This is a genomic window from Candidatus Limnocylindria bacterium, assembly GCA_036523395.1.
In the GTDB taxonomy this organism is placed as follows: domain Bacteria; phylum Chloroflexota; class Limnocylindria; order P2-11E; family P2-11E; genus CF-39.
Window position 1 is genome coordinate 26,045 of sequence record DATDEH010000057.1, and the last position, 26,084, is coordinate 52,128.

A 26,084-nucleotide genomic window follows, 5' to 3' on the forward strand; every position below is an offset into this window, starting at 1 on the left:
CCTGCGGCGGTACCCTTGCGCGCGTGCCGTACCTCTCGGACATCCAACATCGACGCGTGATCGAGCCGAATGGCACCGAGGTGGCGAAGCTCGCGGACCTCGCGGTCGTTCCTCAGGGACAGTTCCCGGCGGTGCAGTGGGCGATCCTCGCGACACCCAGCGGGGAACGCATCGTCCGCTGGAACGAGCTGGCGCAGGAGATCGGGCATCTCAGGCTCCGCGGTCGCCTCGAGACGATCGCCGATGCGGCGCTGCCACAGGAGGCGCTCCGCCTCTCGCGCGACCTCATGGACAAGCAGGTCGTCGATACGCACGGCGCGAAGGTCGTGCGCGTCAACGACCTGCAGCTCTCCGAGGTCGACGGCCAGCTGCGCCTGGTCGGCGCGGACGTCGGCCTGCGCGGCCTGCTCCGCCGCGTCGGCGCCGAGCATCTCGCCGAGCGTGTCGTCGGGCTCGCGGGGCAGAAGCTGCCGCGCGGGATCATCCCGTGGCATCTCGTCGAGCCGATCGCGGGAACGGATGCGAACGTGCGCGTCACCGTCCCGCGCACCAAGCTCGCGCTCCTGCATCCCGCCGACATCGCCGACATCGTCGAAGAGATGACCGTCGACGAGCGGCGCGCGGTATTCGAGGAGCTCGACATCGAGACCGCGGCCGAAACGCTCTCCGAGGTCGAGCCGGAGATGCAGGCCTCGATCGTGAGCGACCTCGACGAGGAGCGCGCGGCCGACATCCTCGACGAGATGGCGCCCGACGAGGCAGCCGACCTCCTTCAGGATCTTCCCGAGGAACGCCGCGAAGAGCTCGTCGACCTGATGCAGAAGGACGAGGCCGCCGATGTCGAGGAGCTGCTCACCTACCCCGAGGACTCCGCCGGAGGGATCATGACGACCGACCTCATCGCGCTTCCCGCGCAGCTCACCGCCGGCGCGGCGATCGATCGCCTGCGCGAGCTCCAACCCGAGCCCGAGCTCACCTACTACCTCTACGTCATCGACGGCCAGGGCCGGCTCGACGGCGTCATCTCGCTGCGGAACCTCGTCGTGGCCAAGCCGGAGACGCCGATCAGCGAGATCATGGACCGCAACGTCATGAAGGTCGACGCGACCTCGCCGAAGGAAGAGGTCGCATCCCTCATCGCGAAGTACAACCTGCTGGCGCTTCCGGTCGTCGATGCGCGGCGCAAGCTTCTCGGTACGGTCACCATCGACGACGTCGTCGACATCATGCTGCCGCGCGGTTGGAGGAAGAGGTCGCTCAGGTCGATCGCTAGGTGAGAGGCGCGGGCATCGCGCGACCGCTGGGCGCGCTCAGGCGCCGCGCGTCCCGCCGCCGGATCGCCCTCACCGCGTTCCTCGCCGTGCTCGGCCCCGGCGTGATCACCGGATTCGCCGGCAATGAAGCCGGTGGCGTCACCACGTATTCCTCGGTCGGCGCGCAGTTCGGCTATTCGCTGCTATGGCTTCTTCTCGTGTCGAGCATCGGCCTGGGGGTGATCCAGGAGATGTGCTCGCGCATGGGGCTTGTGACCGGGCAGGGCCTCTCCGACCTCATCCGCGAGCGGTTCGGCGTGCGCTGGACCATCCTCGCGATGGTCGTCCTCATCATCGCGAACGGCACCAACGTCGTCGCCGAGTACGCCGGCATCGCGGCGAGCGTCGAGCTCCTCGGCGTACCGCGGATCGTGTCCGTGCCGCTGGCCGCGCTCGCGGTCTGGACGCTGGTCGTCTTCTTCAGCTATCGCTTCGTCGAGCGCGTCCTGTTCGTGCTGGTGCTCGCGTTCCTCGCCTACCCGATCTCGGTGTTCATCCTGCGGCCTGACTGGCCCGCGGTGATGTCGGGGTTCATCCCTTCGGTCCCGACAAGCCCGTCGGCCCTCGTCTTCGCGCTCGCGCTGGTCGGGACGACGATCACGCCGTACCTCCTCTTCTACATGCAGGCATCGGTGGTGGACAAAGGCGTCGACCGCCAGTCGGCGACCTACGCGCGGGTCGACGTGTTCCTCGGCGCGGCACTCGCGGGACTCTTCGCGTTCTTCATCATCGTCGTGACTGGGACCGTGCTTTACCCGGCGGGGATCCGAGTCTCGTCGGCCGACGCGGCGGCGCAGGCGCTTGTCCCGCTGGCCGGTGCGAGCGCGGGCCTGCTGTTCGCTGTGGGCCTGTGCGGCGCGTCTCTCCTCGGTGCGGTGGTGATGCCGCTCTCGACGTCGTACGCGATCTGCGAAGCGTTCGGTTGGGAGTCGGGCATCAGCAAGAACTTCCGCGAAGCGCCGGTGTTCATGAGCCTGTTCACGCTGCTGCTCGTGCTCGGCGCGATCGTCGTGCTCATCCCGGGTATCTCGCTCATCCCGCTCATCATCTCGGCGCAGATCGCGAACGGGATCCTGCTTCCGATCGTGTTGATCTTCATCGTCCGCCTCGCGACCGACCGGCGCCTCATGGGCGATGCGGTGAACGGTCGCGTGTCGACGATCCTCGGCTGGGGGGTGGCCGCCCTCGCCGGTTCGCTGTCACTCGCGTATCTCTTTGCCTCGATCTTCGCGACTTAGCGAGCGGTCAGTCGCGTGTGCGTGTCACCGTAGGGTCATGAGGGCCGTCACTCTGACCGCGCTCGCCGTCCTCGCGGCGACGGCGTGCCAATCGACACCGTCTCCCACACAGGTAGTGCAGCCTTCCGGCGCGAGCAGCGCGCCGGGCATCGTCGCCCCGGCGGTGGCGGTCCTGGCCCACGCGATCAGCGTTCCCGCGGACCACCGCTACGTCTCGGTCTCCGACGGGCAGACCGGACGGATCCTGCTCATCGACCTCGTGAAGAGTGGCAGCACGGCGATCGTCGCCGCGCGCGGCTCTCCGGGACGGCCGTACTACGAGCCGCCTTTCAGCGAATCGGCCGACGGGAAGCGTCTCCTCGTCGCCGCGGTCGGGCCCGCGGAGCGATCGGCGCTGTATCTCGTCGACGTCGCGGCCGGCAGCGCGAAGCTCTTGTACGAGGACGACGAGATCTGGTCGATCGGTTCGCTGCACGGCGTGATCAGTCCCGACGGAGCGCGGTATGCGTTCCACGGCCACGACGGAGTCCGCGTCGGCGATACCGCGGGCGGACCGACGAAGCTGTTCGTCGAGGACGACGATCCAGCGGACATGGCGAGGATCTGGTACCCGCTCGCATGGTCGATCGATCGGAGCGCGATCGTGCTCGGGCAGGGCACCGACGCGGTCACCAACATCGGGGTCTATCGAGCCGCGAACGGCGAGCAGTACTGGACCGGCACGGGCTCGGAGGTCAGCTGGCGTACGAAGCCACCGTTCCTCGCCGTGGCGGGCAGCGCCGGCACGTTCGGTGGCGAGAATCGGGTCTACGCCGTCGATCCGAACGTGGGCCTGATCCGGGATCTCGAACCGCTCACCGCGAAATACTTCGGCTCGATCGCGTGGAATCCGAGCGCCGACCGCGTCCTCTACACCGCCGCGGACGGTCAGTTCGCGGAATCCGACGTCTACACGCGCTCGCTCGCCGAGGACCTTTCCAAGCGCATCGCGTCGCCGAAGAAGATCTGGGAAGCATGGTGGTCGAGCGACGGGTCGCGGATCTACGCGACCGCGGCGCGCGAGGCGACGGCCGGGACGCCAGGCGTCGGCGACTTCGACATCCTCGAGCTACCGGGGGGCCGCGTCGTCGCCTCGGTGTGTCGCGCCGATCAGCGCGGGCAGTGCCGCTAGCGGCTCACGCGCATGGCGGAGTCGGCGAGCGCAAACAGAAGGACACGCTGTCGGTCGAAAGCAGATCGCGAAAGCCACCCACCGAGTCGTCGCCGACCGTCTGCGCCCACAGACGCGCTCCGTCCTTCGACCACCAAGGCGGGCCGATGGCAGCTTCATACAACCTCGTTCCGGTGCCGTCGGCATTGCGGATCCAAATCGTGGCCGGCCGGTTGGCCCCACAGCAAAGTGGGACCTCGTATACGAAGAAGCGGTCCAGTGAGGGGCGCCACTTCGCGTCGTTGATGATGGTCTCGCCGGTCGGCACGTACAGCTCGCGGGGCTGACCGCCCGCACTTGTCGTCGTATAGACGAAGGAGCGTCCACCGAACGCGCTGCGCGAGCTCGCGACGAGCAAGTTCTGTTCGCCACCACGCCAATCGATCGCGTGACCCGGGCCAAGTAAGCGGGCATTGCCGCGAGTGAACTGTCCGCCGCCCACGTCGAACGTCGTCTCTCCGGCCTGCACTTGCACCACACCCATTCGACTCCCACCGGTGTCAGAGGTGCTCACTGCCAGCCACGCGCCGTCGGTCGACCACGCGACCGGCTGCGGTGGAGAGCCGACGATCTGCGGATCGGACGCGACGATCCGCTTCGGGTCGGGACCGGCGCGGGCATTTGCGATGAAAACGCCCGTGCTGTTGGCATCACCGAGGCGCGCGTACGCGTAGTGCGTGCCATCGGGCGAAACGACCGGTGTGCTGAACGATGGCGCGAGATCCGTCAGGAGGACGAGTACCTCGCCCGTCTGCGGACGCACCAGATAGTGGACCGTCCGCTGCTGGGCGAATCGACGCGCGACCACCAGCACGCGACCGTCACCGGAGGCGCCGAATGCGACGGTCTGTACTTCGGGTCCACCGACCGGCGGCGCTGGATCGAAGCGCACCACTTCGACCGGCGGCCGCGTGGCCGAGGAATCGAATAACAGGATGCGCGTGGTGTCCTGCGAGCCGACCGAGAAGTAGTGCGGATCGGCTGGCATGGCCGTTACCGCGGTCACGTGGATGTCCGTCACGGATGCCGTGGGCGAAGGCGACGCGGACGGACCCGCTGGGATCAGCGAGAAGGACGCCGCGGGTGACAGCGACGGTGTCAGTGAGTCGGGAGGGGCGGAGGTCGCGGGAGCGCGGGCCAGAGGCAAACATGCGCTCGCCATCACGGTCACCGAAAGGAGCAAGGCGAATGACGCAACACCGCGACGCATCGGTCCGACTCTAAACGCGCGCGCTAGCGCGGCTGATCCAGCACCTCGCCGAACGCGTCGAGCCAGCGGTCGGGGTTCTCCTGAAAGATGATCTTGCAGCGGTCGCGGTCGAACTCGTAGTAGCGGCCCTCGTACCGAAGGCGGATCCGGTCCGCCTCGAGCGCGGTCTTGCACACGACGCAGACCGTCGCCATCAGATCGGCTCGAGCTCGAGAAGGGGCTGATGAGCGCGCACGAGCTGCCCGTTCTCTGCGAAGATGCGCCTCACCTTCCCGCCGGCGGTCGACCGGATCTCGTTGAAGAGCTTCATCGCTTCGATGAGCGCGACGACGTCGCCCTTGTTCACGACGGCGCCGATCTGGACGAACGGCGGCGCCTGCGGCGTCGGCGAGCGGTAGAAGACGCCCGTGAGCGGTGCATTCACCGTGGGGAGCTCACCCTTCTTCTGCGCATCCGGTCCGGTGACCGTCACGCCCGCGGTACCCGGCGCCGGCGCGCTCGGCGCGGCGGCCGCGGCGGGGATGCCGTCCTTGCTCACCTTCACGCGCAGACCGCCGCGGCGGATCTCGAGCTGCTGCACATCCTCCGCGGCGAGGCGCTGCAGCAGCTCGGTCACGAGCGCGTTCGCGTCGGCGCGGAGCTTCTTCGGGTCAGCCACGTTCAGGCCCAGCGCCGCAGCAGCAGCGCCGCGTTGTGGCCACCGAAGCCCATCGAATTGGATAGCGACACCTCGACCTGCTGCTTGCGCATCACGTTCGGCACATAGTCGAGGTCACAGTCGGGGTCGGGCACTTCCTGGTTGATCGTCGGTGGCAGCACGCCGTCGCGCATCGCGAGCGCGCAGAAGATCGCTTCGATCGCGCCTGCGGCGCCGAGCGTGTGACCCGTCATGGACTTCGTCGACGACACCGCGAGCTTGTACGCATGGTCGCCGAAGAGCGTCTTGACCGCGGCGGTCTCGGAGCCGTCATTCGCAGGGGTCGATGTGCCGTGAGCGTTGATGTACCCGACATCGGCCGGCGCGATGCCCGCACCCTCGATGGCCATCCGCATCGCGCGCACGGCGCCCTCGCCGCCTTCGGCCGGCGCGGTCACGTGATGGGCGTCAGCGCTCTGGCCGTAGCCGATGAGCTCCGCGACGATGTGGGCCCCGCGCGCCCGCGCGAACTCGAGCTCCTCGAGGATGACCGCCCCGCCCCCCTCGCTGAACACGAACCCGTCGCGCTCCTTGTCGAACGGCCGCGACGCTTTCTCCGGGTCGTTGTTGCGGCGCGACAGCGCGTGCGCCTGGTTGAATGCGGCGATCGCGATCTTGATCAGGCCCGCCTCGGAGCCGCCGGCGATCATCACGTCGGCCTGCCCACGCCGGATCATCTCGCCACCCTCGCCGATCGCATGCGCACTCGAGGCGCACGCGGAGACGAGCCCCATATTCGGACCCTTCGCGCCGAACTTCATCGCGATCTCGCCCGCGGCCATGTCGATGATCATCATCGGGATCATGAACGCCGAGACCCGCCGCGGGTCCTTCGCGTGCGACAGGACGTTGTCGACCACGGTGCTCACGCCGCCGATCCCGGAGCCGAACGCGACACCCACGCGCGGCGCGAGGTCCTTCGTGATCTCCAGCTTCGCATCGGCGATCGCCTGGGACGCGGTGGCGACCGCGAACTGCGCGAAGCGGTCGGCGCGACGCGCTTCCTTGCGGTCCATGTACTCGAGCGGGTCGAAATCGCGCACCTCGCCGCCGATCGTGGTTTCGAGACCGGTCGTGTCGAACCGCGTGATCGGACCGATGCCGCTGCGGCCTGCGCGTATGCCTTCCCACGTCTTGGCGACCGAGCCACCGAGCGGCGTGATCATGCCGAGGCCGGTCACAACGACCCGCCGCCGTTCACCGTTGCGCATGTCTCGAGTCTAAGTGCGTGAGGCATCCGCGACGCGGATGCCGTCGAAGCGCGCACCGGTCGGATGTACGTCGCGGTCGTCGAGCGAGCGGAAGACGACCGCTCGACCCTTGCCGACAACGCTCCACCCATCAGCACCTTCGACGATCGCGGTGTCCTCGTCGATCCCCAGCATCCGATGGCCGTCAGGCCAGATGTCCGCCCAGCGGCGCCACATCTCCGGTGGGACAGCATCGAAATGGGGCGCGACGAAGATGCCGGGTAGGAGGCCGAGCGCGTCCCGCACCGCCACGCGTCGCGGGACACCGGCCTCATCGATCCCGTCCGGGAAATGAAAGGTGCGACTCCCGAGCATCATCGCGCCGGCGCTCGAGCCCGCGAGCACCGCACCCGCGCGATACCGCGCGACGACCGCCGACCAGAACGGCGTGCCGGAGAGCGTCTCCACCACGTAGCCCGGCTTGCCGCCCGAGAAGTAGATCCAGTCCGCGTCCGCGATCGCCTCTGAATTCCGCGGATCCTCTGCATCAACGCGGTCGAGGACCATGACACCGGTCGCGTCGGCACCGAGCCGAGCGAAGTGTGCCGTGCCCATCTCGACCCAGGATCTCGGCGTGTCCTCGGTACCCGCTGCGGTCGGGACGATCGCGACGCGGACGTGCCGCGAGCCCAGATCGGAGAGGATCCTGCGATCCACATCGGCCATCGCCGGAGTGAACTCGCCCGAGCCACACAGGACGAGCCGTCCTCGCGTCATGCCGAGGCCGGGATCCGACGGAAGCGTTTGTACATGCGGTCATAGTTCTTGCGGCTGCGTTTCTCGCGCTCCTCGTCGGAGAGTGCCTCCCACGCGCGATGGGCGTGCCGTGTCACGTGACGAGCTCCGATCGCGAGCGCGCGTAGACCGAGCTCGCGGACGGCGGACGACACCGCGATGTCGAGGTTGCGGTAGAAGCGATAGCGCTCGTCGAAGCCGCCGATCGCGAGGAGCACGTCGCGGCGGGCCGCCTGGCAATACGCCTGGATCGCGTCGCACTCGCCCGCGGTGACTTCGTCGAAATGCTTCATATCGCTGGTGCGCAGGCCCCACGGACCGACGATGCCGGCGCCGTCGCCGAGCGCCTCTTCGAGCTCCGCAAAGAGCGGGCCTGTGATCTCCACCGATGGATCGAGCTGAAGTACGGAGCGCCCGCGCGCGATGCGCAGCAGCGCATTGCGGCCGGCGCCTTCGCCCAGATCACGGTCCGCGTGAAGGATCTGCACGCGGCGTTCACGCGCGGAGAGAAGATCGAGCGCCATCTTCGCGCGCTCGCTCGATCCCTGGTCGAGAACGAGCACCTCCCCGTCGGACGGGACGCTGCTGAGGATGCCGCGGACGCAGCGCTCGACATCCTCCGGGAATTCACGCGTCAGCACGCAGACGGACCATGACCGCACGGGACGCTTGGCGCGGCCGTCGCGAAGCTCGCTCGGCGACGCGATGGTGTGGCGCGTCCGTGGAGCGAGGCGCCGGTCCGCGCGCGCGACGAGCGCACCGTTCACACGGTCGTCGACGCGGAGGCCATCGAACCGGGATCGCAGCTGGTCGGCGGCCGCGTAGTCACCCGTCGCACGTGCACGCTCGTGGTCCGCGATCGCCGCGAGCGCGAGTGGCGGCGCGTCCTCGCGTTCGCGAGCGACGCTCGCGAGGTCGAGCCCCAATACCGCGTCGGCGTCGCGCACGAATTGCAGGCGCACCTCCGGCGCGATGTCCACGTCCGCGACGCAGGCGTGAACGAGAGCGAGCGCGCCGGGCAGGTCGAGGTCGTCAGCGAGCCGTTCGCGAAGGAGCTCGTTCCACCGATCGCGCGCGACGTTTCCGAACGCCTGGCGGACCCGATCGGGCAGCCGCGGGGCTGTCTGCACCGGTCCTGACTGCTGCGACAGGGCCCGCACGCGCTGGCGCAGGTGGTCGAGTCCCTCGGCCGCCTGACGCAGCGCGCCGACGCTGAAGTGCATGCGCGAGCGGTAGTGCGTGAGGAGGCACTGGTAGCGGAACGCGAGCGGGTCGAGTCCGAGCGATTCGATCTCATGGACCTCGAGGGTGTTCCGTGCGGACTTCGCCATCTTCACGCCGTCCGAGAGGAGATGCTGGCCGTGGACCCACATGCCGACGACGGGATGCCCGAGCGCTCCTTCCGACTGGGCGATCTCGTCCTCGTGGTGCGGGAAGATGTTGTCCACGCCACCGGTGTGCACGTCGAATCGCTCGCCGAGGTACTTGGTGCTCATCGCCGAACACTCGATGTGCCATCCCGGATAGCCAGGTCCCCACGGCGAATTCCACACCAGCGCGCGCCGGTCGGGCTCAGCGCGCTTCCACAGCGCGAAGTCAGCCGCGTTGCGCTTGTTCGGATCGACCTCGGTGCGCACGCCCTGCCGCAGCGCTTCACTCTCGTTGCCGGAGAGGCGACCGTAGTCGGGGAATCGCTTCACCGCGTAATAGACGGTCCCCTCGACGACGTACGCGAGATCCTTCGCGAGCAGCCGCTCGATGATGGCGATCATCGGGGCGACGTGAGCGGTCGCGCGCGGATAGAAGGTCGCCGGAAGGATCCCGAGCTTCCGTTCGTCCTCGCGGAACGCGCCCTCGTAGAACTCCGCGATCTGCGTGGGCGTCTTGCCCTCCGCGAGCGCCGCGGCGATGACCTTGTCCTCACCCCGGTCCACGGCGTCCTGCCGCATGTGCCCGACATCGGTGATGTTCTTCACCGAGATCACCCGGTGGCCGAAGAGCTCGAAGGTCCGGCGAAGCCAATCGGCGAGCAGGTACGAGCGAAGGTTGCCGACATGCACGGGCCGGTACACCGTCGGCCCGCAGGTGTACATGCGGATCTCGCCGTCGCGCACCGGAACGACCGGCTCCACGCTTCGCGTCAGCGTGTTGTGAAGGCGTATCTGCACGCGGCCTCCCCTGTCGCCTACAGGCTAACGCCGCTCAGTCGCGCAGGATTCCCTCGATGATGCCGACCGCCTTCTCGAGCGTGACCACCTCGGGTATATCCAGCCGGCGCACGCGGCTCTCGATATCGGCGATGCGCAGCTCACGCCCTTTGCCAAGGACGCGTCGTCCCTTTGCTGTCATCTCGACATGCACGACGCGTGCATCGCTCGGATCGGGACGGCGCCGGATCAGGCCGATGCGTTCCATCTCCGCAGCGAGCCTGCTGACGGTCGGCGCGCGCACCTGTTCGGCCGCGGCGAGGTCGCCCAGCGTCTTCGGTCCGCTCATGAGCACGGATAGCGCCGACAGCTGCGCCGGCGTCGCGCCCGTCAGCGGATCGCTGCGCCGAGCGCGCCGCAGGAGATGTATGGCCGCGGAGTGCAGGCGGTCGGCGAGCTCACGTTCCCGCACTCGGGTCGGCGGACCGGTTGCGTTCCTGTGCACACCGTGATATTAGTTAGCAAGGCTAAGTACTGCAAGAGAAATGGGGAGGCCCGAGATGGCAGCGGAGTTTCTCGAGGCGGTGAAGAAGGGCGATCGCGCCGCGGTCGATCGGATGCTCGACGGCGATCCGTCGCTGGTATCGGCGCGGGACGAGCGCGGCACGTCGGCCGTTCTGCTCGCCCACTATCACGGCAAGATCGAGGTCGCGGCGGCCCTGCTCTCCCGCGCGCCCGCGCTCGATGTCTTCGAGGCCGCGACCGCCGGCGACGCGAAGCGCGTCGGGGCGCTCGTCGATGCGGACCGTTCGCTCGCCAACGCCGTCGCGAGGGACGGCTACACGCCGCTCGGTCTCGCCGCCTTCTTCAAGCGGCGCGGCGTCGTGAAGACGCTCCTCGACCGAGGCGCGAAGCCGAGCCTGCCCTCACGCGAACAGGGCTTCACGCCGCTCCATTCGGCCGTCGCGACGGATGCCGCCGGGAGCGAGCGCGAGATCGTCCGGCTGCTGCTCGAAGCCGGCGCCGATCCGAACGCGAAGAGCCGCGAGGGCGGCACGCCGCTGCACACCGCGGCGTTCACCGGGGACCTCGAGATCGCTGAGATGCTGCTCGCCTACGGAGCCGATCCGAACGCCACGGATCTGAAGGGCCTGACCCCGCTCGACATCGCGCGAGATCGACGCAACGTCGAGGTCGCGGCGCTGCTCCACCACGCGGTCACGAACCGGAAGCGCCTCTAGAGGATCGTTTTGCCGAGCGCGCTCGCGACGAGCTCGACAGCAAGCGCCGCAGTGCGGTTGCTCTCATCGAGGATGGGATTGACCTCCGCGATCTCCACGGAGCGGAGCTTTCCTGACGCCGCGAGCATCTCCATCGCGAGCTGCGCTTCGCGGTACGTGAGCCCGCCGCGCACCGGCGTGCCGACACCGGGTGCCTCGTCGGGATCGAGCGCATCCATGTCGAGCGAGAGATGGATCCCATCGCCCTTACCCGCGACCGCGATCGCTTTCTCCATCGCCGGTCCCATTCCGAGGCGATCGATGTCCGACATCGTGAGCGCCATGACCCCGGCCTTCTTGATGTTGTCGCGCTCGCCCGGATCGACGTCGCGCAGTCCCAGCAGCACACCGCGCTCACCGCTCGTGGTGCCGCGCAGATCCGCGGGGAACGGCTCGCCCGCAAGGCCGAGCGCGACCGCGAAGGGCATCCCGTGCACGTTCCCCGACGGCGTCGTATCCGGAGTGTTGATGTCACCGTGCGCGTCGATCCAGATCACGCCGGGCCGCTTCCCCGCCCGAGCGAGACCGGCGAGCGTGCCCATCGCCATCGAGTGATCGCCGCCAAGGACGAGTGGAATGTTGCCAGCGCGCGCGATGTCCGCAACGACGATCGCGAGCTCCTCGCAGGCTCGCACGATCTCCTTCACGTTGTGCGCGCGCGGGCCGCGCCTCACGCGCTCGGGGTCGAGACTCCTGCCCGCGTGTGTCGCGAGCCCCTCGTCGAGGTCTGCGACCCTGATGTTCCCGCGGTCCTTCACGCGGAAACCTATCTCGGACAGTTTGGCCACCAGGCCGCCGTAGCGGATGCCCGAGGGACCCATGTCGACGCCGCGGCGATTGCCGCCGAGGTCCATCGGCACGCCGATGATCTCGACGACGGGGCGTGCCTCCATCCGGCGGATCTTCTCGGGGTCGGCCGCGCGCAAGACACCCTCGACGCGACGCTCTATCCCGAGGCGGCGCTCCTCGCCAGGGCGACGCTCGTCGCCGGAGCGGCGCTCCTCGCTCAAGACGCGCTCTGCTTCCCAGCGGTCGCGGCGCGTGGCTGGAAGATCGCCTGGATCACACCCTCGGCAGCGATCTCGTCACCGACGAAGGCGCGCACGTTCACGCGCGCGTAGCCGCGCCGCATCTTGTCGATGACGGCCTCGTACCGCGCGGTCTCGCCGGGCCGGACGATGCGCTTGAAGCGCATCTCATCGATGCCGGCGAACAGTCCAAGCCCGTCGCGGTACTCGGGCAGCGCCATGGCCATCACGGTCGCGGCCTGGGCGAGCGACTCGACGAGGATGACGCCCGGAACGATCGGATTCCCTGGAAAATGGCCCTTCAGGTACCACTCCTCGCCGGTGAAGGTGTGCTCGGCCACCGCGCGCACGCCGGGCTCGAGCTCGGTCACACGGTCGATGAGAAGGAACGGATCGCGGTGCGGGATGAGCGCCTGGATCCCGGCACGATCGAGCGTAGTCACGCGTCGCGAGTGTAGAGGGCGCTACGCGGTGAGCGCGTCGACTCCGACCGTGTCGATGAGGTGCGTCGTGACCTGACCGGAGCGGAACAGCTCGCTCGCGAGGATCTTCTTATGCGCCGGGATGTTCGTCGTGACGCCGACGATCGTGAACTCGTCGAGCGCGCGCTGCATGCGCGTGACCGCCTCGGCGCGGTCGCGACCCCACGCGATGACCTTCGCCAGCAAGGAGTCGTAGTAGGGCGGCACCTCGTAACCCTGGAAGCAGTGCGAGTCGATGCGGATCCCCGGACCGCCGGGCTGCAGCCAGGTCGTGAGGACGCCCGTCGACGGCGCGAAGTTCTGCTCGCTGTCTTCGGCGTTGATGCGGCACTCGATGGCGTGGCCGCTCACCCAGATCTGTTCCTCGCTGAACGAGAGCGGCTGCCCTGACGCGAGCGCGATCTGCTCTTTCACCAGGTCGATGCCGGTCGTCATCTCGGTGACGGTGTGCTCTACCTGGATGCGGGAGTTCACCTCGATGAAATAGAACTCGCCGGCGGCATCGACGAGGAACTCGAAGGTACCGACGTTGCGGTAGCCGCAACGAACGGCGGCATCGGTCGCGCGGCGCGCGATCTCTTGCCGCAGCTCCTCGCTGATCGACGCGGACGGGGCCTCCTCGATCATCTTCTGGTTCCGGCGCTGGATGGAGCACTCGCGCTCGCCAAGGCAGATGCCGCTCCCGTACTCGTCGACCGCGATCTGTGCTTCGACGTGGCGTACGCCCTCGAGGCAGCGCTCCACGTAGAGGCCCGCGTCGCCGAACGATGCCTTCGCCTCGGTGCTCGCCTGATCCCAGAGACGCTGGAGGTCATTCGGCGCGGTGACCTTGCGCATGCCACGGCCGCCACCGCCGGAACGCGCCTTGAGCATCACCGGGTACCCGACGGCCTCCGCGATGCGCAGCGCCTCGGCCATCGTCTTCACCGGTCCATCGGATCCCGGGATCACCGGCAGGCCGAGCGTCTTCATCGCGACGCGCGTCGCGACCTTGTCGTGGAACTTGCGGAGGATCTCCGGCGGCGGACCGATGAACACAAGCCCGTGCTCTTTGCAGACCTCGGCGAAATCGGCGTTCTCGGCAAGGAACCCGTATCCCGGATGGATGGCCTGCGCTCCGCTGATGAGCGCGGCCGACATGATCGACGGGATGTTGAGGTAGCTCTCGCGAGATGATGCCGGGCCGACGCAGATCGCTTCGTCCGCCAGATGCACGGGGAGGCTGTGCGCATCGGCCTCGCTGTACACGACGACGGTCTGGATGCCGAGCTCGCGGCACGCGCGGATGACGCGAAGTGCGATCTCGCCGCGATTGGCGATGAGGATCTTATCGAAGGACATCGAGCGCCTCCTCAAGCGTCTTCACGTCAGACACATTCGCCGTCCGCAGTTCGGGCAGGATCCGTTTCGCGAGCCCGGTGAGGACGCTCGACGGACCGAACTCGACGAATGCGGTCGCGCCCTCCCCGTGCGCGCGCCGCATAGAGGCAACCCACTGTACTGCCGACCAGACCTGTTTCTCCAGCAATGGTGGGAAATCCGCCGCATGTTCGTGCACCTGCGCATCGACGTTTGCCACGATCCGGTAACGCAGCGCCCCCAGCGGCGTCACTGCGATGGCTTTCGCGAGCTGCGGTCCGACCGGTCGCATCGCCGGGGAATGGAAGGCGGCCGAGGTGCGAAGCGGGATGACCCGTTTCGCACCCGCGCTCTTCAGTGCGGCGGTCGCGCGGTCGAAGCCTTCCTTCGGACCGGAGATGACGACCTGTCCCGGCGCGTTGTCATTCGCGACGACGAGACCGGTCCCAGCGATCGCCGTCGCGACGGCGTCCGAGTCGAGACCGATCACCGCCAGCATCCCGCCGGATGGATCCGCTTCCTGCATCAGCTCACCGCGGCGCCGCACGAGGACCACGGCGTCGGCGAGCGCGAGCGCGCCCGCAGCGACGAGGGCGCTGAATTCACCGAGCGAGTGGCCCATCGCAACGACCGGCTCGTCGAGGCCGCCGACTTCTTCCTCAGCGGCGCGCAGCGCGGCGATCGATGCGGTGAGAAGTGCGGGCTGCGTGTTCGCGGTGCGGTCGAGCTCGCTCTGCGGTCCGTCCCAGGCGAGCCGGCGCAGATCGGATCCGAGCGCGTCGTTCGCCTCCTCGAATGCGCGCGCCGCGCTCGGGTACTTCTCCGCGAGCTCGCGGCCCATGCCGACCGTCTGCGAACCCTGACCGGGAAAGAGCCATGCGACGCCGCTCCCCATGGACGCGGAATGGTATGAGAACGAGGCTGTTCAGTACGGCGCCGCGGTGGTCGCTACTTCTTCGGCGCGGCCTTCATCGCAGCCGCGTATTCCGGGAAGTAGCGCTCGATCGAGCTAAGGTCGAATTCACGGAGGATCGATGTGTTCGGCTCGCGGTCGAGCAAGAACTCGATCGAGCGACGGAGCAGGTCGTGCACATCACCGCCGCCGTAGCGCTCGAGGTCCGAAGCGGAAACACGTATCACGTGCGACGTCTTGGTCGGGGCCGTCACCGTTGCATGTGCGACCCAGCCGCTCCCGGCATCGCTGTAGGTGATCTCGATCCGGCGGGCCGCCATCAGCGGAGCGTGATCACGAGGAGCGGTTGACCGTATTCGACCGGCGCGCCTCCCGCGACCAGGACCTCGCGGACCTCACCGTCCGCCGGAGCGACAACGTTCGCGACATGACCCAGCGACCTTATCCCGCCGAGGACGTCGCCGCGCGACACGGCGTCGCCGGCCTGCCACTCCTTTGCGGGGCTGAAGATCCCGACCGTCGTCGCGTGCACGCGCTGCGTCGGTAAGCGAACGGGCTGCGCGTCGCTCGTGGCCGTGGGCCGCTCCGTCGTCGCGAGGATCGCGTCGGGTCGCGTGGCACCACGCCGCGTGACCGAGACGGAGAAGTTGTCGGCCTCGACCTCGATGGTCACCGCGGGCGAACCATCGGCCAGCCGCATGAGATCGTCCAGCAATCCGAGGACGTGGTCGGTGTCGCTCAAGATGTCATCCGCTTCACGAGGCGCCGGTACCACGAGTCAGGTGGTGGCGGCGGCGCGGCCGTGGTCCCCGGTTCGTCGGTGGCACCGAAGGCGCGGAAGCGCTCGTAGCGGGCCGACATGAGATCGGCGGCCGGCACGCGCTCAAGCTTGGCGAGCTGCGCCGCGAGCGCCATGCGGATCGCCTTCGCCGTAGCTTCGTGGTCGGTGTGCGCGCCGCCCGCGGGCTCGGGAATGAGCGCGTCGACGACGCCGAGCTCGAGGAGGTCCGGCCCCGACAGTCGCATCGCTTTGGCAGCACGCTCGGCCTCCGCGGGGCTGCGCCAGAGGATCGCGGCGCAACCCTCGGGTGAGATGACCGAGTAGATCGCGTTCTGGAGCGCGAGCACGACGTCGCCGACGCCGAGCGCGAGCGCGCCGCCGGATCCGCCCTCGCCGAGGATGACGACGACGATCGGCGTCTGCAGCCGCGCCATGAGCAGGATCGACTGCGCGATCGCCTCGGCCTGCCCGCGCTCCTCACCCTCGGGACCAGGGTATGCGCCGGGCGTGTCGACGAAGGTGATGAGCGGAAGATGGAACTTCTCCGCAAGTCGATAGAGCCGCATCGCCTTGCGGTAGCCCTCCGGGTGCGGCATCCCGAAGTTGCGCGCGATGTTCTCCTCGGTCGACGCACCCTTCTGCTCGCCGACGACGATGACCGGACGTCCATCGAGGTCCGCCATCCCGCCGACGATCGCGGGATCGTCGCGGAAACCGCGGTCGCCGTGAAGCTCGTGAAAGCGGTCGAAGACCCGGCTGATGACCTCGAGCGTGTGGGGCCGCTGGATATTGCGGGCGGCCTGCACCGCTTCCCACGGGCTCGCACGGGAGGACAGCTGCTCTGGCTCGGTGATGAGATTCGCGTCCACCGGGAGATGACCGTTGCCCTCCACGCTGCGCTTGGAGCCGGTGAGCCGCTCGAGCATGGACACGATCAGAGGCTCCAGCGCAGGTCTTGCGACGCGGCGCGGAACGCGGTGAGGAAGAACGCGAGCCGTTCGCGCAGGTGCGGCCGTGGAACGATCTGATCGATGAAGCCGCGCTCGAGCAGGAACTCGGCCTTGCCGAATCCGGTCGGCAGCTTCTCGCCCACAGTGCCGCTCGTCACGCGCTCGCCGGAGAAGCGGATGAGCGCGCCGGGCTCGGCGACGATGATGTCCCCGAGCGACGCGAACGACGCAAGGACGCCGCCGGTCGTGGGATCGGTGATCACGCTGACATAGGGAAGGCGCGCCTGGTCGAGCCGCGCGAGCGCGCCGAGGATCTTCGCCATCTGCATCAGCGCGATCGTGCCCTCCTGCATGCGCGCGCCGCCGGAAGCGGACACGATGACGAGGGCACGGTGTTCAGCAAGCGCGCGCTCGGCGGCGCGTGTGATCTTCTCGCCGACGACGGCGCCCATCGAGCCGCCCATGAATTCGAAGTCCATGACCGCGAGGATCACCGGGTTCTCGCCGATCGTCGCCTCTCCGGTGATGATCGCGTCTTTCTCACCGCTCTTCGCCTGCGCCGCGGCGATCCGCTCCGGATATGGCTTGCTGTCCGTGAATCCAAGCGGATCGCCCGAGGTCAGCGTCGCGTCGTGCTCATGGAAGGAGCCTTTGTCGACGAGAAGCTCGATCCGTTCGCGCGCGCCGAGCCGGAAATGGTGCTCGCACTTCGTGCACACGTTGAGGTTGCGCGCGAGCTGCTTGTTGAAGAGCATCTCGTTGCAGTTGGGACACTGCGTCCACAGGTGAGAGGGGAACTCGTTCGGCTTCCGGCCGAACGGCATGCGTAACCTCATCGAGCGTCTTCCTCACGGTACCAGCAGAGTCCAACGACACCCGGACCGGCGCGGGCGCCGATGACCGGGCCGGCCTCGGCGATCCAGTGCTCCACGCAGTGATAACGCTCCTGCACCCAGTCCGCGACGTTGCGCGCGCGGTCGGGCGCGTTCGTGTGCAGGGTGCAGGCGTGAATGCGCGCGCCCTCGGGCACGCGCGACGCCACGAGCTCCTTCATGCGCTCGAGGGCCTTCTCCCGCGTGCGCACGCGATCCGCGGGATGCACGACCCCATTCGCGACCTCGAGGATCGGCTTCATCTTCAGCATCGATCCGAAGAGGGCCTGCGCGCCGCTCACGCGGCCCGATCGCTTGAGGTACTCGAGCGTGTCGGCGACGGCGTAGATCGGGATCTTCCCAGAGAGCTTCTTCGCGACCACGATGGCCTGCTCGAACGATCCGCCCGCCGCGCGAAGCCGCGCGCACGCGGTCGCGATGAGCGAGATGCCGCCGGCGAGCGAGCGCGTATCGATGACCTCGATCGTGACACCGGGCATCGCCTGCGCTGTCGTGCTGGCCACCGAGTAGGTACCGGATAGCTCCGTCGCGATCGTCAGCACGAGCAGCTGCTTGGTCCCCTCGGCGACGATCGCGTCGTAGACGTCGCGGCACTCGCCCATGTTCGGCTGCGATGTTCCCGTGAGCACGCCCGGCGCGGCGATGCGGCGGTAGAACTCGTCGGCGGAGAGGTCGACGTTCGCGGTGAACGTCTCCGACCCGATGTCGACGTGCAGCGGCAGCCAGCGGATGTCGAATTCGCGCTGCAGCTCGGGCGTCAGGCATGCGGTGCCGTCGACGACGATCGCGAAGCGTTCGCTCAAGCGAGGGCGACCTCACCCGCGACGATGCGCTCGGTGCCCGACGATGTCCGCACCAGCAGCGCGCCGTCGTCGTCGATCGCGGTCGCGATGCCGCGGAGAGGAGCGCGCTCACCGGCGCGCACCTCGACCGTCTTACCGAGGAACGTCGAGCGTCGGCGCCATTCGTCGAGCGCCGTGCCGCGCTCGGCGGGGTCTTCGACGCGGTCCAGCTCTCGCGTCAGGCGCGCGAGTAGGGCGAGCCGATCGAGCGGGCGGCCGGCGATCGCGAGCGAGATCGCTCGCTCGCGCAGCTCCGCAGGGAGATCTTCCGGTCGTTGATGCACGTTGATCCCGATACCGAGCACGAGCACGCCTCCGTCGCCATCGGATGTCGCATGAGCGAGAGCGCCCGCGACTTTCCTCCCCTGGACGTGTACGTCGTTGGGCCATTCTAGGCGGGCATCCGCGCCCATCAGACCTTCGAGTGAACGCGCGATCGCGACCCCCGCGAGCGCCGCGAACAGCGCCGGCGCGGCCGGCGCGGGCCGCACGAGCCACGACGCGAGAAGGCTCATCCCTTTTGGCGCGACCCACACGCGGCCACGCGTTCCCTGCCCCGCGCTCTGCTCGTTCGCGACGACGACGGCCCGTGACGCGCCCTGCGCCGCGAGCTCACGCGCGCGTGTTTGCGTCGAGGGCAGGAGGTCGTGGTATTCGATGGCGCGACCTATCTCACGCGCGAACGCAGAACGGACCGCTGCGTCCGCGAGTAACGCGAGCCGTGCTATTTCAAGACCTGCGCGCCCGCGGCGCGCACGCGCACCACGCGTCCGCGTCCCGGGACACCCGCGGCCTGCGCCGCCTCCTCCATCGCGGAGACAACGCGCGCGGCCAACCGAGCCGGCGCGACGGCAAGCACGCTCGGTCCCGCGCCGGACAGCGCCGCGCCGAACGCGCCCGCCTCTCGCGCCGCTGCGATGACCTCGCCGAGCGCGGGCACGAGCTTGGTGCGAGCGGGCTGATGCAGACGGTCCGCCATCGCGAGCGCGAGGAGCGCTCCGTCCGAACGCATCACCGCGGCGATGAGTGTCGCGGCATGCGCGACGTTGAACACCGCATCGTCGCGCGAGACCTGTGACGGAAGGATGGCACGCGCTTCCTCCGTGGAGAGCGGCTGTCCGGGTATGAGCAGACAGATGCGCCACGTGCGTGGGAACACCAGACGTGTCGCGACCGGACCGCCGTCGTCGGGCAGAGCGACCGTGAATGCACCGTAGAGCGCGGCCGCGACGTTATCGGCGTGTCCCTCGACCTCGCTCGCGATCCGCAGGAGCGTGCGGCGGTCGAACGGGTCGCCGAGCAGCGCGTTCGCCGCAACGGCGCCACCCACGATCGCCGCGGCGCTCGAGCCGAGGCCACGCGCGATCGGGATCGCCGAGCGCTGCGTCACATGTTGCGCGACGAGCTCGCGTCCAGCGGCCTTCGCGGTTGCGCGCGCGGCAACGACGAAGAGGTTGTCGTCGTCCGCCGGGATGCCCTGTCCGTCGCCGTCGACGGTCACGGACCACGACTTCGCCGGACGGAGCTCAAACTCAGCCAGCAACGGCAGCGCGAGCGCGAACGAGTCGAACCCCGGGCCGAGGTTCGCGCTCGAGGCGGGCACGCGAATACGCAGCTCGCTCATCGTCGACTCCTAGGCGCGCGTCGCCTGTGCGATCGCGCCCATCACAGCGTCGGTGCTCGCGTCGACCTCGGCGATCTCACGGCTGAGCGACCGCGCGGTCTCAGGATCCTTGAGGCCGTTGCCGGTGAGGACACAGACGACGGTGGCGATCCCGCCGAGTCCCCCGCTCCGCGCGCGCTTGCGGAGCCCGGCGACCGATGCAGCGCTCGCGGGCTCGACGAAGATGCCCTCGCGACGCGCGAGATCCTGGTACGCGTCGAGGATCTCCGCGTCGCTGACCGCCTCGATCGCGCCGCCCGATTCGTCGCGCGCGCGCGTTGCGCCCTGCCACGACGCCGGAGACCCGATACGGATCGCCGTCGCGATGGTCACGGGCTCCGCGACGGGCCTACCGAGCACGATCGGCGCGGCGCCCTCGGCCTGCCAGCCGTACATGCGCGGCCGGCGCGTCGACATCCCTCGGGCGGCGGCCTCGACGAATCCGCGCCAGTACGCCGTGATGTTGCCGGCGTTGCCGACAGGGATGAAGAGGGCGTCTGGGGCCTCTCCGAGGCTCTCGCAGATCTCGAACGCCGCGGTCTTCTGGCCCTCGAGCCGATGCGGATTGACGCTGTTGACGAGCGTCGCCTCACCCTGCAGCGCGAGCTCCTTCACGACCGCGAGCGCTGCGTCGAAGGGGCCGCGGACCGCCACGACGGTCGCGCCGAACGCGATCGCCTGGGCGAGCTTGCCGAGCGCGACGTAGCCGGCCGGCAGGACGACGGTGCACGGCAGGCCGGCGCGGGCGGCATATGCCGCGGCCGAAGCGGCGGTGTTCCCGGTCGACGCGCAGAGCACGGCACCCGAGCGTTCCTCCAGGGCCTTCGCGACTGCGACGACCATGCCGCGGTCCTTGAACGAGCCCGTCGGGTTCGCGCCCTCGACCTTCAGCCACACCGCATCGATGCCCGTCTCGCGCTCGAGCGACGCCGCGCGCACGAGTGGCGTACCGCCCTCACCGAGCGTGAGGCGAGGTGTGCGGGCGGTGACGGGGAGATAGGCGGCGTAACGGTCGATGAGACAGAGCGCGGGTGTCACGGCGGGATGTTAGCCCTCCTGAGCGCAGCGAAGCTGTGCGAATACCCGAATACCATTGGCGCTGTGAGCCTCAGCGCGAGGGAACATCAGCTCCTCCAGGCGCTCGTCACACTCGCGATCGTCTATCTCGCGTTGCAGGTGTTCGCGCTCGGGTGGGTCGCCATCGCGCAGGTCGCGGACGTCATCATCATCTTCGTCGTCGCATGGGCGCTCGCGTATCTGCTGTCGCCGCTCGTCAATCGCATCGACCATGAGACCCCGCTCAATCGCACATTGTCGGTCGTCGTCGTGTACTTCGCGATCGCGCTGGTGCTCGTGCTCATCGGGCTCCTCGCGATCCCGCCGCTGGTCGCGCAGCTGAACGACCTGGTCACGCGTGGTCCGGAGTACGGCGAACGAGCCTCGCAGCTCGCGGCCGACATCCAATCCACGCTGGAACGCATCGGCATCCGCGTGGACCTGACCGAGTTCTACGGAACGCTGCCGCGCAGGCTCGGAGACCTCGCGGCCGCATACGCCGCGGACATCCTCGGCGTCGTCTCGGCCACCGCGACGATCTTCTTCAACGTGTCGCTGGTCTTGATCATCGCCTTCCTGATGCTCAACGACGGGGACTCCATGTGGCGCCGCTTCGCGCGCGCACTGCCGCCGGAGCTGGGGAGCGAAGCCGAGCTCCTTCGCCAGAGCGCGGATCGCTCGTTCGGCGGATTCATTCGCGGCTCGCTCATCCTCGGCGCGATCTACGGCTTCGCGACGCTCATGATCCTCGTGTTCCTGGGCGTGCCTTACGCCGGCGTCCTCGCTCTCGTCTCAGGACTCACGATGATCATCCCCTTCTTCGGTCCGATCATCGCGATGGTCCCGGTCCTGGTGGTGACCTTCGTGGGCGCCGCCGACCGCCTCCTTGTCGTGTTCATCCTGATCCTCGGCGTGCAGCAGGTGCTCCTCAACGTCGTCGGGCCGCGCATCATGTCGCGGAGCATCGGCATCCATCCGATGTTCGTGTTCCTCGCCCTGCTGCTCGGCGCCAAGCTCGCCGGATTCTGGGGCGTCCTCCTTGCCGTTCCCGTCGCGGGCATCATCAACACGTTCGCGCGGTACTTCTACGAGGTCGCTCGGGGTCGCAGAGCGCGCACCGAGGCGCGCACGCTCATCGCCGAGCGCGAGGCGGCGTCCGCGGCGGCGGCGGCCGAAGCCCGCGACAACACGAGCGGGACGCGCCGCGCGCGCGCCGCTCGTGGAACGGATCTCGCTCCGAAGCGCGAATGACCGATCGCCGGCACATCCTCATCGCGAACGACGACGGCATCGACTCGGACGCGTTGCCGCCGCTGTCCGAGGCGCTCTCGGAGCTCGGTGACGTCGACGTGATCGTGCCCGAGCGCAACTGGAGCGGCGCGAGCCACAGCATCACCCTGTTCCGTCCGCTGCGCGTCCGCCCCACGAAGCTGCGCAACGGCCACCCGGCATATATGACCGACGGATCGCCGACGGATTGCGTGCGCCTCGCGGTCCTCGGCTTCCTGAAGCACCGGCTGGACATCGTCGTAAGCGGCATCAACCGCGGCGCGAACATGGGCGACGACATCACGTACTCCGGCACCGTCGCCGCGGCGATGGAGGGTCTCCTCTCCAACATCCCCTCGATCGCGATCTCGATCGGCGCATTCGGTGGGGACATCGACTACGGGCCGTCGGCCAGCTTCGCGAAACTGCTCGCACGCAACATCCTGCAGCGCGGCCTCGCGCCCGACACGCTGCTCAACGTCAACGTGCCTCCGCTGCCGCGCGAGCGGATCGCGGGCGTCGAGGTCACGCGCCTCGGCAAGCGCACCTATCGCGATCAGCTCGTCGAGCGGCTCGACCCCTACGGGAATCCCTACTACTGGGTAGGCGGGCCGGCGGTGAGCGCGGAGGCGGAAGACGGCACGGACGTCGCGGCGATGGCCGCCGGCAAGATCAGCGTCACGCCGATCGCGCTCGACCTCACGAACCACACGCTCCTCGAGGAGCTCGCGCGCTGGGACTGGGGCTGGTCCGCTCCGGTCGAGGTCAGCGCCGACTAGTACGCCGGCACGGCACTCCTCGAGCGCGCGTCAACGCGCGCGAGCGGGCACTGCGCACCCTCGCTCGCTGCTGGCTACGCCGGCCCGCCATTCATCCAGCGCCTGTCGTTCGGGCCGGCTGGGCGCAGACGCTCGCTCGAGGTGCGCCGTGCCCGGGCGCGCGTTGCCAGCGGTACTCAGCCGGCACGCGCGCGACGCTCCTGGACCGAGGCGGGTTCGGGGATCACGAACGGTCGCCCGTCGACCGCGACGACGCGCAGCCCCGGACCGAATACACGACCAACGAGCTCGGGGGTGATGACGTCGCCCACTTCGCCGTCGCGGACGACCACCCCGTCCGCGAGCAGCACGACGCGCGACGCGAATGCGGCGGCGAGACTCAGGTCGTGCAGGACGGCAACGACAGCGAGGCCGCGCACACGGGCGAGCGTCGCGACGCGGTCGAGCGTCGCGCGCTGGTGCGTCGGGTCGAGATGCGCGGTGGGCTCGTCGAGCAGCAGCACGCCGGCCTCCTGGGCCAGCGCCATCGCGAGCACCGCGCGCTGACGCTCGCCGCCCGAGACGCGGTCGATGCGCCGGTCGGCCAGCTCGGTGGCGCCGATGTCGTCGAGCGCACGGGCTACCGCGCGCACGTCGTCCGAGCTGAGGGTCCCGAGCGGTCCCAGTCGCGCTGTCCGGCCGAGGGCGACGATCTCTCGGACCGTGAACGGGAAGAGCGTCTCGAAGACCTGCGGCACGACCGCGACGTGGCGTGCGATGGAGCGGCGGTCCAGTGTCGTGATGTCGAGGCTGTCGATCGTCACGCTGCCCGATGCCGGTCGTAGCAGTCCGCCCAGGACACGCAACAGCGTGGACTTGCCGGCGCCGTTCGGACCGATGAGCGCGACGAGCTCGCCGGCCCGCGCGACGAGATCGACGCCGCGGAGCACCTCACGGTCCTGGAACCCGGCGCGGACCCTGCGCGCGACGACGCTGCTCAAACGATCACCCGTCTCGAGCGCACGAGCAGCGCAAGAAAGAACGGCGCGCCGACCAGACCGGTGATGACGCCGACCGGTAGCTCCGCAGGCGCGAGCGCGGTGCGCGCGCCGAGATCGGCGAGCACCAGCGCGATGGCGCCGGCCGGGACGCTCGCGACGATCAGACGACGGTGCGTCGCGCCGAGCAGGAAGCGCAGCGCGTGCGGGATCACGAGGCCGACGAACCCGATGAGCCCGGCGATGGCAACGGCAGCGCCGGTGAGAAGAGCGGTCGCGGCGAGGACGAGCGCGGTCGTCCGATCGAGGTCGATGCCGAGCGCTGCCGCGGTCTCCTCGCCGAAGGCATACGCGTCGATGCGCGGGGCGAGCAGGACCGCGCCGATGACGCCGATGGCCACGACGATCGCGACGACGGCGAGCTCGTTCCAGCTGATGACGGAGATGCCGCCCTGCAACCAGCCGAGCACCGCACGCAGGCGGAGCGAGAGCCGATCGCTCGAGACGAGGATGAAGGTCACGAGCGCGCCGGCGAACGACGTGAGCACGACGCCCGCGAGAAGAACGGTGAGGATCGTCGTTCGACCTCCGAGGCGCGCGAGGCGCCACACGAGGGCGATGGCGGCGATCGCGCCGCCGAACGCCGCGAGCGGCACGAGGGCGGGCTCGAGCCCGAGCGCGACGGCGAGCACCGCGCCGAGCGACGCGCCGGCGGAGGTCCCGGTGACGAAGGGATCCGCGAGCGGATTGCGCAGCATGCCCTGAAGGAGCGCGCCGGCCGCCGCGAGCGCTGCGCCGACGAGCGCGGCACCGAGGACCCGCGGGAGGCGAAGCTCGCGGATGATCGTGCCGTTCGTGCCGTCGGCGCCGAAGAGCGCCGAGAGCACATCGCCGGGCGCGATGGCGACCGCTCCAACGAGGATGCCCGCGGCCGCGCTCACGACGAGCGCGAAGGCGAGCAGCGCGAAGACGGTGACGGTCCGCACTAGCGGAACAGCTCGGGATGCACGAGCTTTGCGTACGCCTCCGCCGCCTCGCCGACGCGCGGACCGGGCCGGTTGATGAGGTTCGGCGCGATCGTGACGATGCGCTTGTTCTTCACCGCGCTGATCGCCGACCAGCCTGCCCGCGCGGCGACCTGATCCGGCTTCGCCGAATAGTCCGCAGCGGCGAGAACGATGATCTCCGGATCGCTTCGCAGGATCTCCTCGGCCGAGAGCTGCGGGTACGCGCTGGTCGCGCGCGCCGCGATGTTCACGCCGCCCGCGATCTCGATGAGGTCGTGGATGTACGACCCCGGGCCGACGGTGAAGATCTTCGTGGGATCCGACGCGTCGATCTCGTGATAGACGCGCGGCTTGGTCGTCGCGCCTCCGGTCTTGGACCTGACGTCGTCCACGTGCTTCTGGATGTCGCGCGCCATGGTCTCGCCGTCGCTTCCGACGGCGCGGCCCAGGAGGATCGCGGTGCGCGCGACGTCGCCGGCGCTCTGCGGGTCGACGACGAGGACGAGGAGACCGGCGCTGGCGAGCTTCTCGATCGTGCCGTCGGAGAACTTCACGCTGAGGACGAGGTCCGGCTTCAGTGAGACGACCTTTTCGAAGTTGACCTTGATGCCGCCGACCTTCTCGAGCTGACTCGCCGCGGCAGGCTCGTCGGAGAAGTCGTCGACGCCGACCACACGCGGTCCGGCGCCGAGCGCGAACAGGAACTCGGTGATCGACGGGCCGATGGAGACGATGCGCTCCGGGCGTTTGGGAAGGGTCATGGACCGGTTCTGGAAGTCGGTGACCGTGGCCGGGAACGCGGCGGCGGTCGCCGCGGCGGTCGCGGTGGCCTGCTGGGGGACCGGTGTTGTGGCAGCGCCACAGGCGGAGGCCACGAAGAGGAGGACGGTGAGGATGGACGTAAGGCGGGAACGCATGTGGCTCACTCCTTTTTCGCGAAGGCGTGTCGGCCGCGAGCAGGAGTACCAGGCGACCCGAGTTAGGACGGATGTCCATCACGGTTGC

At 69.0% G+C, this 26,084-nt stretch carries 27 protein-coding genes and 1 pseudogene; 6 read left to right on the plus strand and 22 right to left on the minus strand.

What is annotated here, in order from left to right; translation table 11 throughout:
- Positions 1–23: 23 nt before the first annotated feature.
- Genes VI056_07880 through VI056_07890 form a run of 3 tightly spaced genes read left to right on the plus strand, consistent with a single transcriptional unit; the run spans position 24 to position 3,722 of the window.
- Positions 24–1,277: a CBS domain-containing protein gene (locus VI056_07880; GenBank protein ID HEY6202948.1), complete on the plus strand. Its 1,254-nt coding sequence runs from the start codon at positions 24–26 to the stop codon at positions 1,275–1,277.
- Positions 1,274–2,551: an Nramp family divalent metal transporter gene (locus VI056_07885; GenBank protein ID HEY6202949.1), complete on the plus strand. Its 1,278-nt coding sequence runs from the start codon at positions 1,274–1,276 to the stop codon at positions 2,549–2,551. The genes VI056_07880 and VI056_07885 overlap by 4 nt, the downstream gene beginning before the upstream one ends.
- A 37-nt stretch (positions 2,552–2,588) precedes the next feature.
- On the plus strand, positions 2,589–3,722 hold the full coding sequence (locus tag VI056_07890; GenBank protein ID HEY6202950.1) for a WD40 repeat domain-containing protein: 1,134 nt from the start codon (positions 2,589–2,591) through the stop codon (positions 3,720–3,722).
- 4 nt (positions 3,723–3,726) lie between these two features.
- Here VI056_07890 and VI056_07895 read toward each other — a convergent pair whose 3' ends face one another.
- From VI056_07895 to VI056_07925, 7 genes are read right to left on the minus strand one after another with little or no spacing between them, the layout of a single operon-like run.
- Positions 3,727–4,971, minus strand: coding sequence for a hypothetical protein (locus tag VI056_07895; protein ID HEY6202951.1), 1,245 nt, complete (start codon positions 4,969–4,971; stop codon positions 3,727–3,729).
- 23 nt (positions 4,972–4,994) lie between these two features.
- Positions 4,995–5,165, minus strand: coding sequence for a hypothetical protein (locus VI056_07900; GenBank protein ID HEY6202952.1), 171 nt, complete (start codon positions 5,163–5,165; stop codon positions 4,995–4,997).
- Entirely contained in the window at positions 5,165–5,629 is a 465-nt protein-coding gene (locus VI056_07905; protein ID HEY6202953.1) for a biotin/lipoyl-containing protein, read from the minus strand. Before VI056_07905 ends, VI056_07900 begins: the two co-directional genes overlap by 1 nt.
- 2 nt (positions 5,630–5,631) lie before the next feature.
- Positions 5,632–6,879, minus strand: coding sequence for a beta-ketoacyl-ACP synthase II (gene fabF / locus VI056_07910; protein ID HEY6202954.1), 1,248 nt, complete (start codon positions 6,877–6,879; stop codon positions 5,632–5,634).
- Positions 6,880–6,888: 9 nt separating this feature from the next.
- Positions 6,889–7,635 (minus strand): Type 1 glutamine amidotransferase-like domain-containing protein, encoded by a 747-nt coding sequence (locus VI056_07915; GenBank protein HEY6202955.1) that lies wholly within the window; start codon positions 7,633–7,635, stop codon positions 6,889–6,891.
- Positions 7,632–9,821: a cysteine--tRNA ligase gene (gene cysS, locus VI056_07920; GenBank protein HEY6202956.1), complete on the minus strand. Its 2,190-nt coding sequence runs from the start codon at positions 9,819–9,821 to the stop codon at positions 7,632–7,634. The genes VI056_07915 and cysS overlap by 4 nt, the downstream gene beginning before the upstream one ends.
- 34 nt (positions 9,822–9,855) lie before the next feature.
- Positions 9,856–10,305 carry a MarR family transcriptional regulator gene (locus VI056_07925; protein HEY6202957.1) on the minus strand — a complete coding sequence of 150 codons (450 nt, stop codon included), beginning with the start codon at positions 10,303–10,305 and terminating at the stop codon, positions 9,856–9,858.
- A 55-nt stretch (positions 10,306–10,360) separates the two neighbouring features.
- On the opposite strand from VI056_07925, the gene VI056_07930 reads away from it, so the two are divergent.
- Positions 10,361–11,041, plus strand: a complete 681-nt coding sequence (locus VI056_07930; protein ID HEY6202958.1) for an ankyrin repeat domain-containing protein — start codon at positions 10,361–10,363, stop codon at positions 11,039–11,041.
- Here VI056_07930 and rocF read toward each other — a convergent pair.
- From rocF to thrC, 12 genes and pseudogenes are all read right to left on the minus strand, one after another.
- A complete protein-coding gene (gene rocF, locus VI056_07935; protein ID HEY6202959.1) occupies positions 11,038–12,090 on the minus strand; it encodes an arginase in 1,053 nt (350 codons plus the stop codon). The genes VI056_07930 and rocF overlap by 4 nt on opposite strands.
- Positions 12,087–12,551 carry a 3-hydroxyacyl-ACP dehydratase FabZ gene (gene fabZ / locus VI056_07940; GenBank protein ID HEY6202960.1) on the minus strand — a complete coding sequence of 155 codons (465 nt, stop codon included), beginning with the start codon at positions 12,549–12,551 and terminating at the stop codon, positions 12,087–12,089. Before fabZ ends, rocF begins: the two co-directional genes overlap by 4 nt.
- A gap of 21 nt (positions 12,552–12,572) precedes the next feature.
- Positions 12,573–13,931 carry an acetyl-CoA carboxylase biotin carboxylase subunit gene (accC, locus tag VI056_07945; protein ID HEY6202961.1) on the minus strand — a complete coding sequence of 453 codons (1,359 nt, stop codon included), beginning with the start codon at positions 13,929–13,931 and terminating at the stop codon, positions 12,573–12,575.
- Entirely contained in the window at positions 13,918–14,844 is a 927-nt protein-coding gene (gene fabD / locus VI056_07950) for an ACP S-malonyltransferase (protein ID HEY6202962.1), read from the minus strand. The genes accC and fabD overlap by 14 nt, the downstream gene beginning before the upstream one ends.
- 53 nt (positions 14,845–14,897) lie before the next feature.
- Positions 14,898–15,182 (minus strand): hypothetical protein, encoded by a 285-nt coding sequence (locus tag VI056_07955; protein HEY6202963.1) that lies wholly within the window; start codon positions 15,180–15,182, stop codon positions 14,898–14,900.
- Positions 15,182–15,604, minus strand: a complete 423-nt coding sequence (locus VI056_07960) for a biotin/lipoyl-containing protein (GenBank protein ID HEY6202964.1) — start codon at positions 15,602–15,604, stop codon at positions 15,182–15,184. Before VI056_07960 ends, VI056_07955 begins: the two co-directional genes overlap by 1 nt.
- A 68-nt stretch (positions 15,605–15,672) precedes the next feature.
- Positions 15,673–16,575 (minus strand): annotated as a pseudogene (locus tag VI056_07965) (acetyl-CoA carboxylase carboxyltransferase subunit alpha).
- Between the two features lie 2 nt (positions 16,576–16,577).
- Complete coding sequence (gene accD, locus VI056_07970; protein HEY6202965.1) at positions 16,578–17,417, minus strand: acetyl-CoA carboxylase, carboxyltransferase subunit beta; 840 nt, start codon at positions 17,415–17,417, stop codon at positions 16,578–16,580.
- Between the two features lie 8 nt (positions 17,418–17,425).
- Positions 17,426–18,289: a DegV family protein gene (locus VI056_07975; protein HEY6202966.1), complete on the minus strand. Its 864-nt coding sequence runs from the start codon at positions 18,287–18,289 to the stop codon at positions 17,426–17,428.
- Positions 18,286–19,056 (minus strand): biotin--[acetyl-CoA-carboxylase] ligase, encoded by a 771-nt coding sequence (locus VI056_07980; GenBank protein HEY6202967.1) that lies wholly within the window; start codon positions 19,054–19,056, stop codon positions 18,286–18,288. Before VI056_07980 ends, VI056_07975 begins: the two co-directional genes overlap by 4 nt.
- Entirely contained in the window at positions 19,053–19,952 is a 900-nt protein-coding gene (gene thrB / locus VI056_07985; protein HEY6202968.1) for a homoserine kinase, read from the minus strand. The genes VI056_07980 and thrB overlap by 4 nt, the downstream gene beginning before the upstream one ends.
- Before the next feature lie 9 nt (positions 19,953–19,961).
- Positions 19,962–21,029 carry a threonine synthase gene (gene thrC / locus VI056_07990; protein HEY6202969.1) on the minus strand — a complete coding sequence of 356 codons (1,068 nt, stop codon included), beginning with the start codon at positions 21,027–21,029 and terminating at the stop codon, positions 19,962–19,964.
- 63 nt (positions 21,030–21,092) lie between these two features.
- Between thrC and VI056_07995 the strand changes: the two genes are divergently transcribed.
- Positions 21,093–22,298 (plus strand): AI-2E family transporter, encoded by a 1,206-nt coding sequence (locus tag VI056_07995; protein HEY6202970.1) that lies wholly within the window; start codon positions 21,093–21,095, stop codon positions 22,296–22,298.
- Entirely contained in the window at positions 22,295–23,095 is an 801-nt protein-coding gene (gene surE, locus VI056_08000) for a 5'/3'-nucleotidase SurE (GenBank protein HEY6202971.1), read from the plus strand. The genes VI056_07995 and surE overlap by 4 nt, the downstream gene beginning before the upstream one ends.
- Positions 23,096–23,271: 176 nt before the next feature.
- Here the strand turns inward: surE and VI056_08005 are convergent, their stop codons facing one another.
- Genes VI056_08005 through VI056_08015 form a run of 3 tightly spaced genes read right to left on the minus strand, consistent with a single transcriptional unit; the run spans position 23,272 to position 25,996 of the window.
- On the minus strand, positions 23,272–24,075 hold the full coding sequence (locus VI056_08005; GenBank protein ID HEY6202972.1) for an ABC transporter ATP-binding protein: 804 nt from the start codon (positions 24,073–24,075) through the stop codon (positions 23,272–23,274).
- Positions 24,072–25,058, minus strand: coding sequence for an iron ABC transporter permease (locus tag VI056_08010; protein ID HEY6202973.1), 987 nt, complete (start codon positions 25,056–25,058; stop codon positions 24,072–24,074). Before VI056_08010 ends, VI056_08005 begins: the two co-directional genes overlap by 4 nt.
- Positions 25,058–25,996, minus strand: coding sequence for a cobalamin-binding protein (locus VI056_08015; protein ID HEY6202974.1), 939 nt, complete (start codon positions 25,994–25,996; stop codon positions 25,058–25,060). The genes VI056_08010 and VI056_08015 overlap by 1 nt, the downstream gene beginning before the upstream one ends.
- Between the last annotated feature and the right edge of the window lie 88 nt (positions 25,997–26,084).

What these genes read in the sequence shown, in the direction of transcription:
- VI056_07890 (HEY6202950.1), top strand. Translation starts at nt 2,589, where the DNA reads ATGAGGGCCGTCACTCTGACCGCGCTCGCCGTCCTCGCGGCGACGGCG.
- VI056_07895 (HEY6202951.1), bottom strand. Translation starts at nt 4,971, where the DNA reads ATGCGTCGCGGTGTTGCGTCATTCGCCTTGCTCCTTTCGGTGACCGTG.
- VI056_07900 (HEY6202952.1), bottom strand. Translation starts at nt 5,165, where the DNA reads ATGGCGACGGTCTGCGTCGTGTGCAAGACCGCGCTCGAGGCGGACCGG.
- fabF (HEY6202954.1), bottom strand. Translation starts at nt 6,879, where the DNA reads ATGCGCAACGGTGAACGGCGGCGGGTCGTTGTGACCGGCCTCGGCATG.
- VI056_07915 (HEY6202955.1), bottom strand. Translation starts at nt 7,635, where the DNA reads ATGACGCGAGGACGGCTCGTCCTGTGTGGCTCGGGCGAGTTCACTCCG.
- VI056_07930 (HEY6202958.1), top strand. Translation starts at nt 10,361, where the DNA reads ATGGCAGCGGAGTTTCTCGAGGCGGTGAAGAAGGGCGATCGCGCCGCG.
- accC (HEY6202961.1), bottom strand. Translation starts at nt 13,931, where the DNA reads ATGTCCTTCGATAAGATCCTCATCGCCAATCGCGGCGAGATCGCACTT.
- fabD (HEY6202962.1), bottom strand. Translation starts at nt 14,844, where the DNA reads ATGGGGAGCGGCGTCGCATGGCTCTTTCCCGGTCAGGGTTCGCAGACG.
- VI056_07955 (HEY6202963.1), bottom strand. Translation starts at nt 15,182, where the DNA reads ATGGCGGCCCGCCGGATCGAGATCACCTACAGCGATGCCGGGAGCGGC.
- accD (HEY6202965.1), bottom strand. Translation starts at nt 17,417, where the DNA reads ATGCCGTTCGGCCGGAAGCCGAACGAGTTCCCCTCTCACCTGTGGACG.
- thrB (HEY6202968.1), bottom strand. Translation starts at nt 19,952, where the DNA reads ATGAGCGAGCTGCGTATTCGCGTGCCCGCCTCGAGCGCGAACCTCGGC.
- surE (HEY6202971.1), top strand. Translation starts at nt 22,295, where the DNA reads ATGACCGATCGCCGGCACATCCTCATCGCGAACGACGACGGCATCGAC.
- VI056_08015 (HEY6202974.1), bottom strand. Translation starts at nt 25,996, where the DNA reads ATGCGTTCCCGCCTTACGTCCATCCTCACCGTCCTCCTCTTCGTGGCC.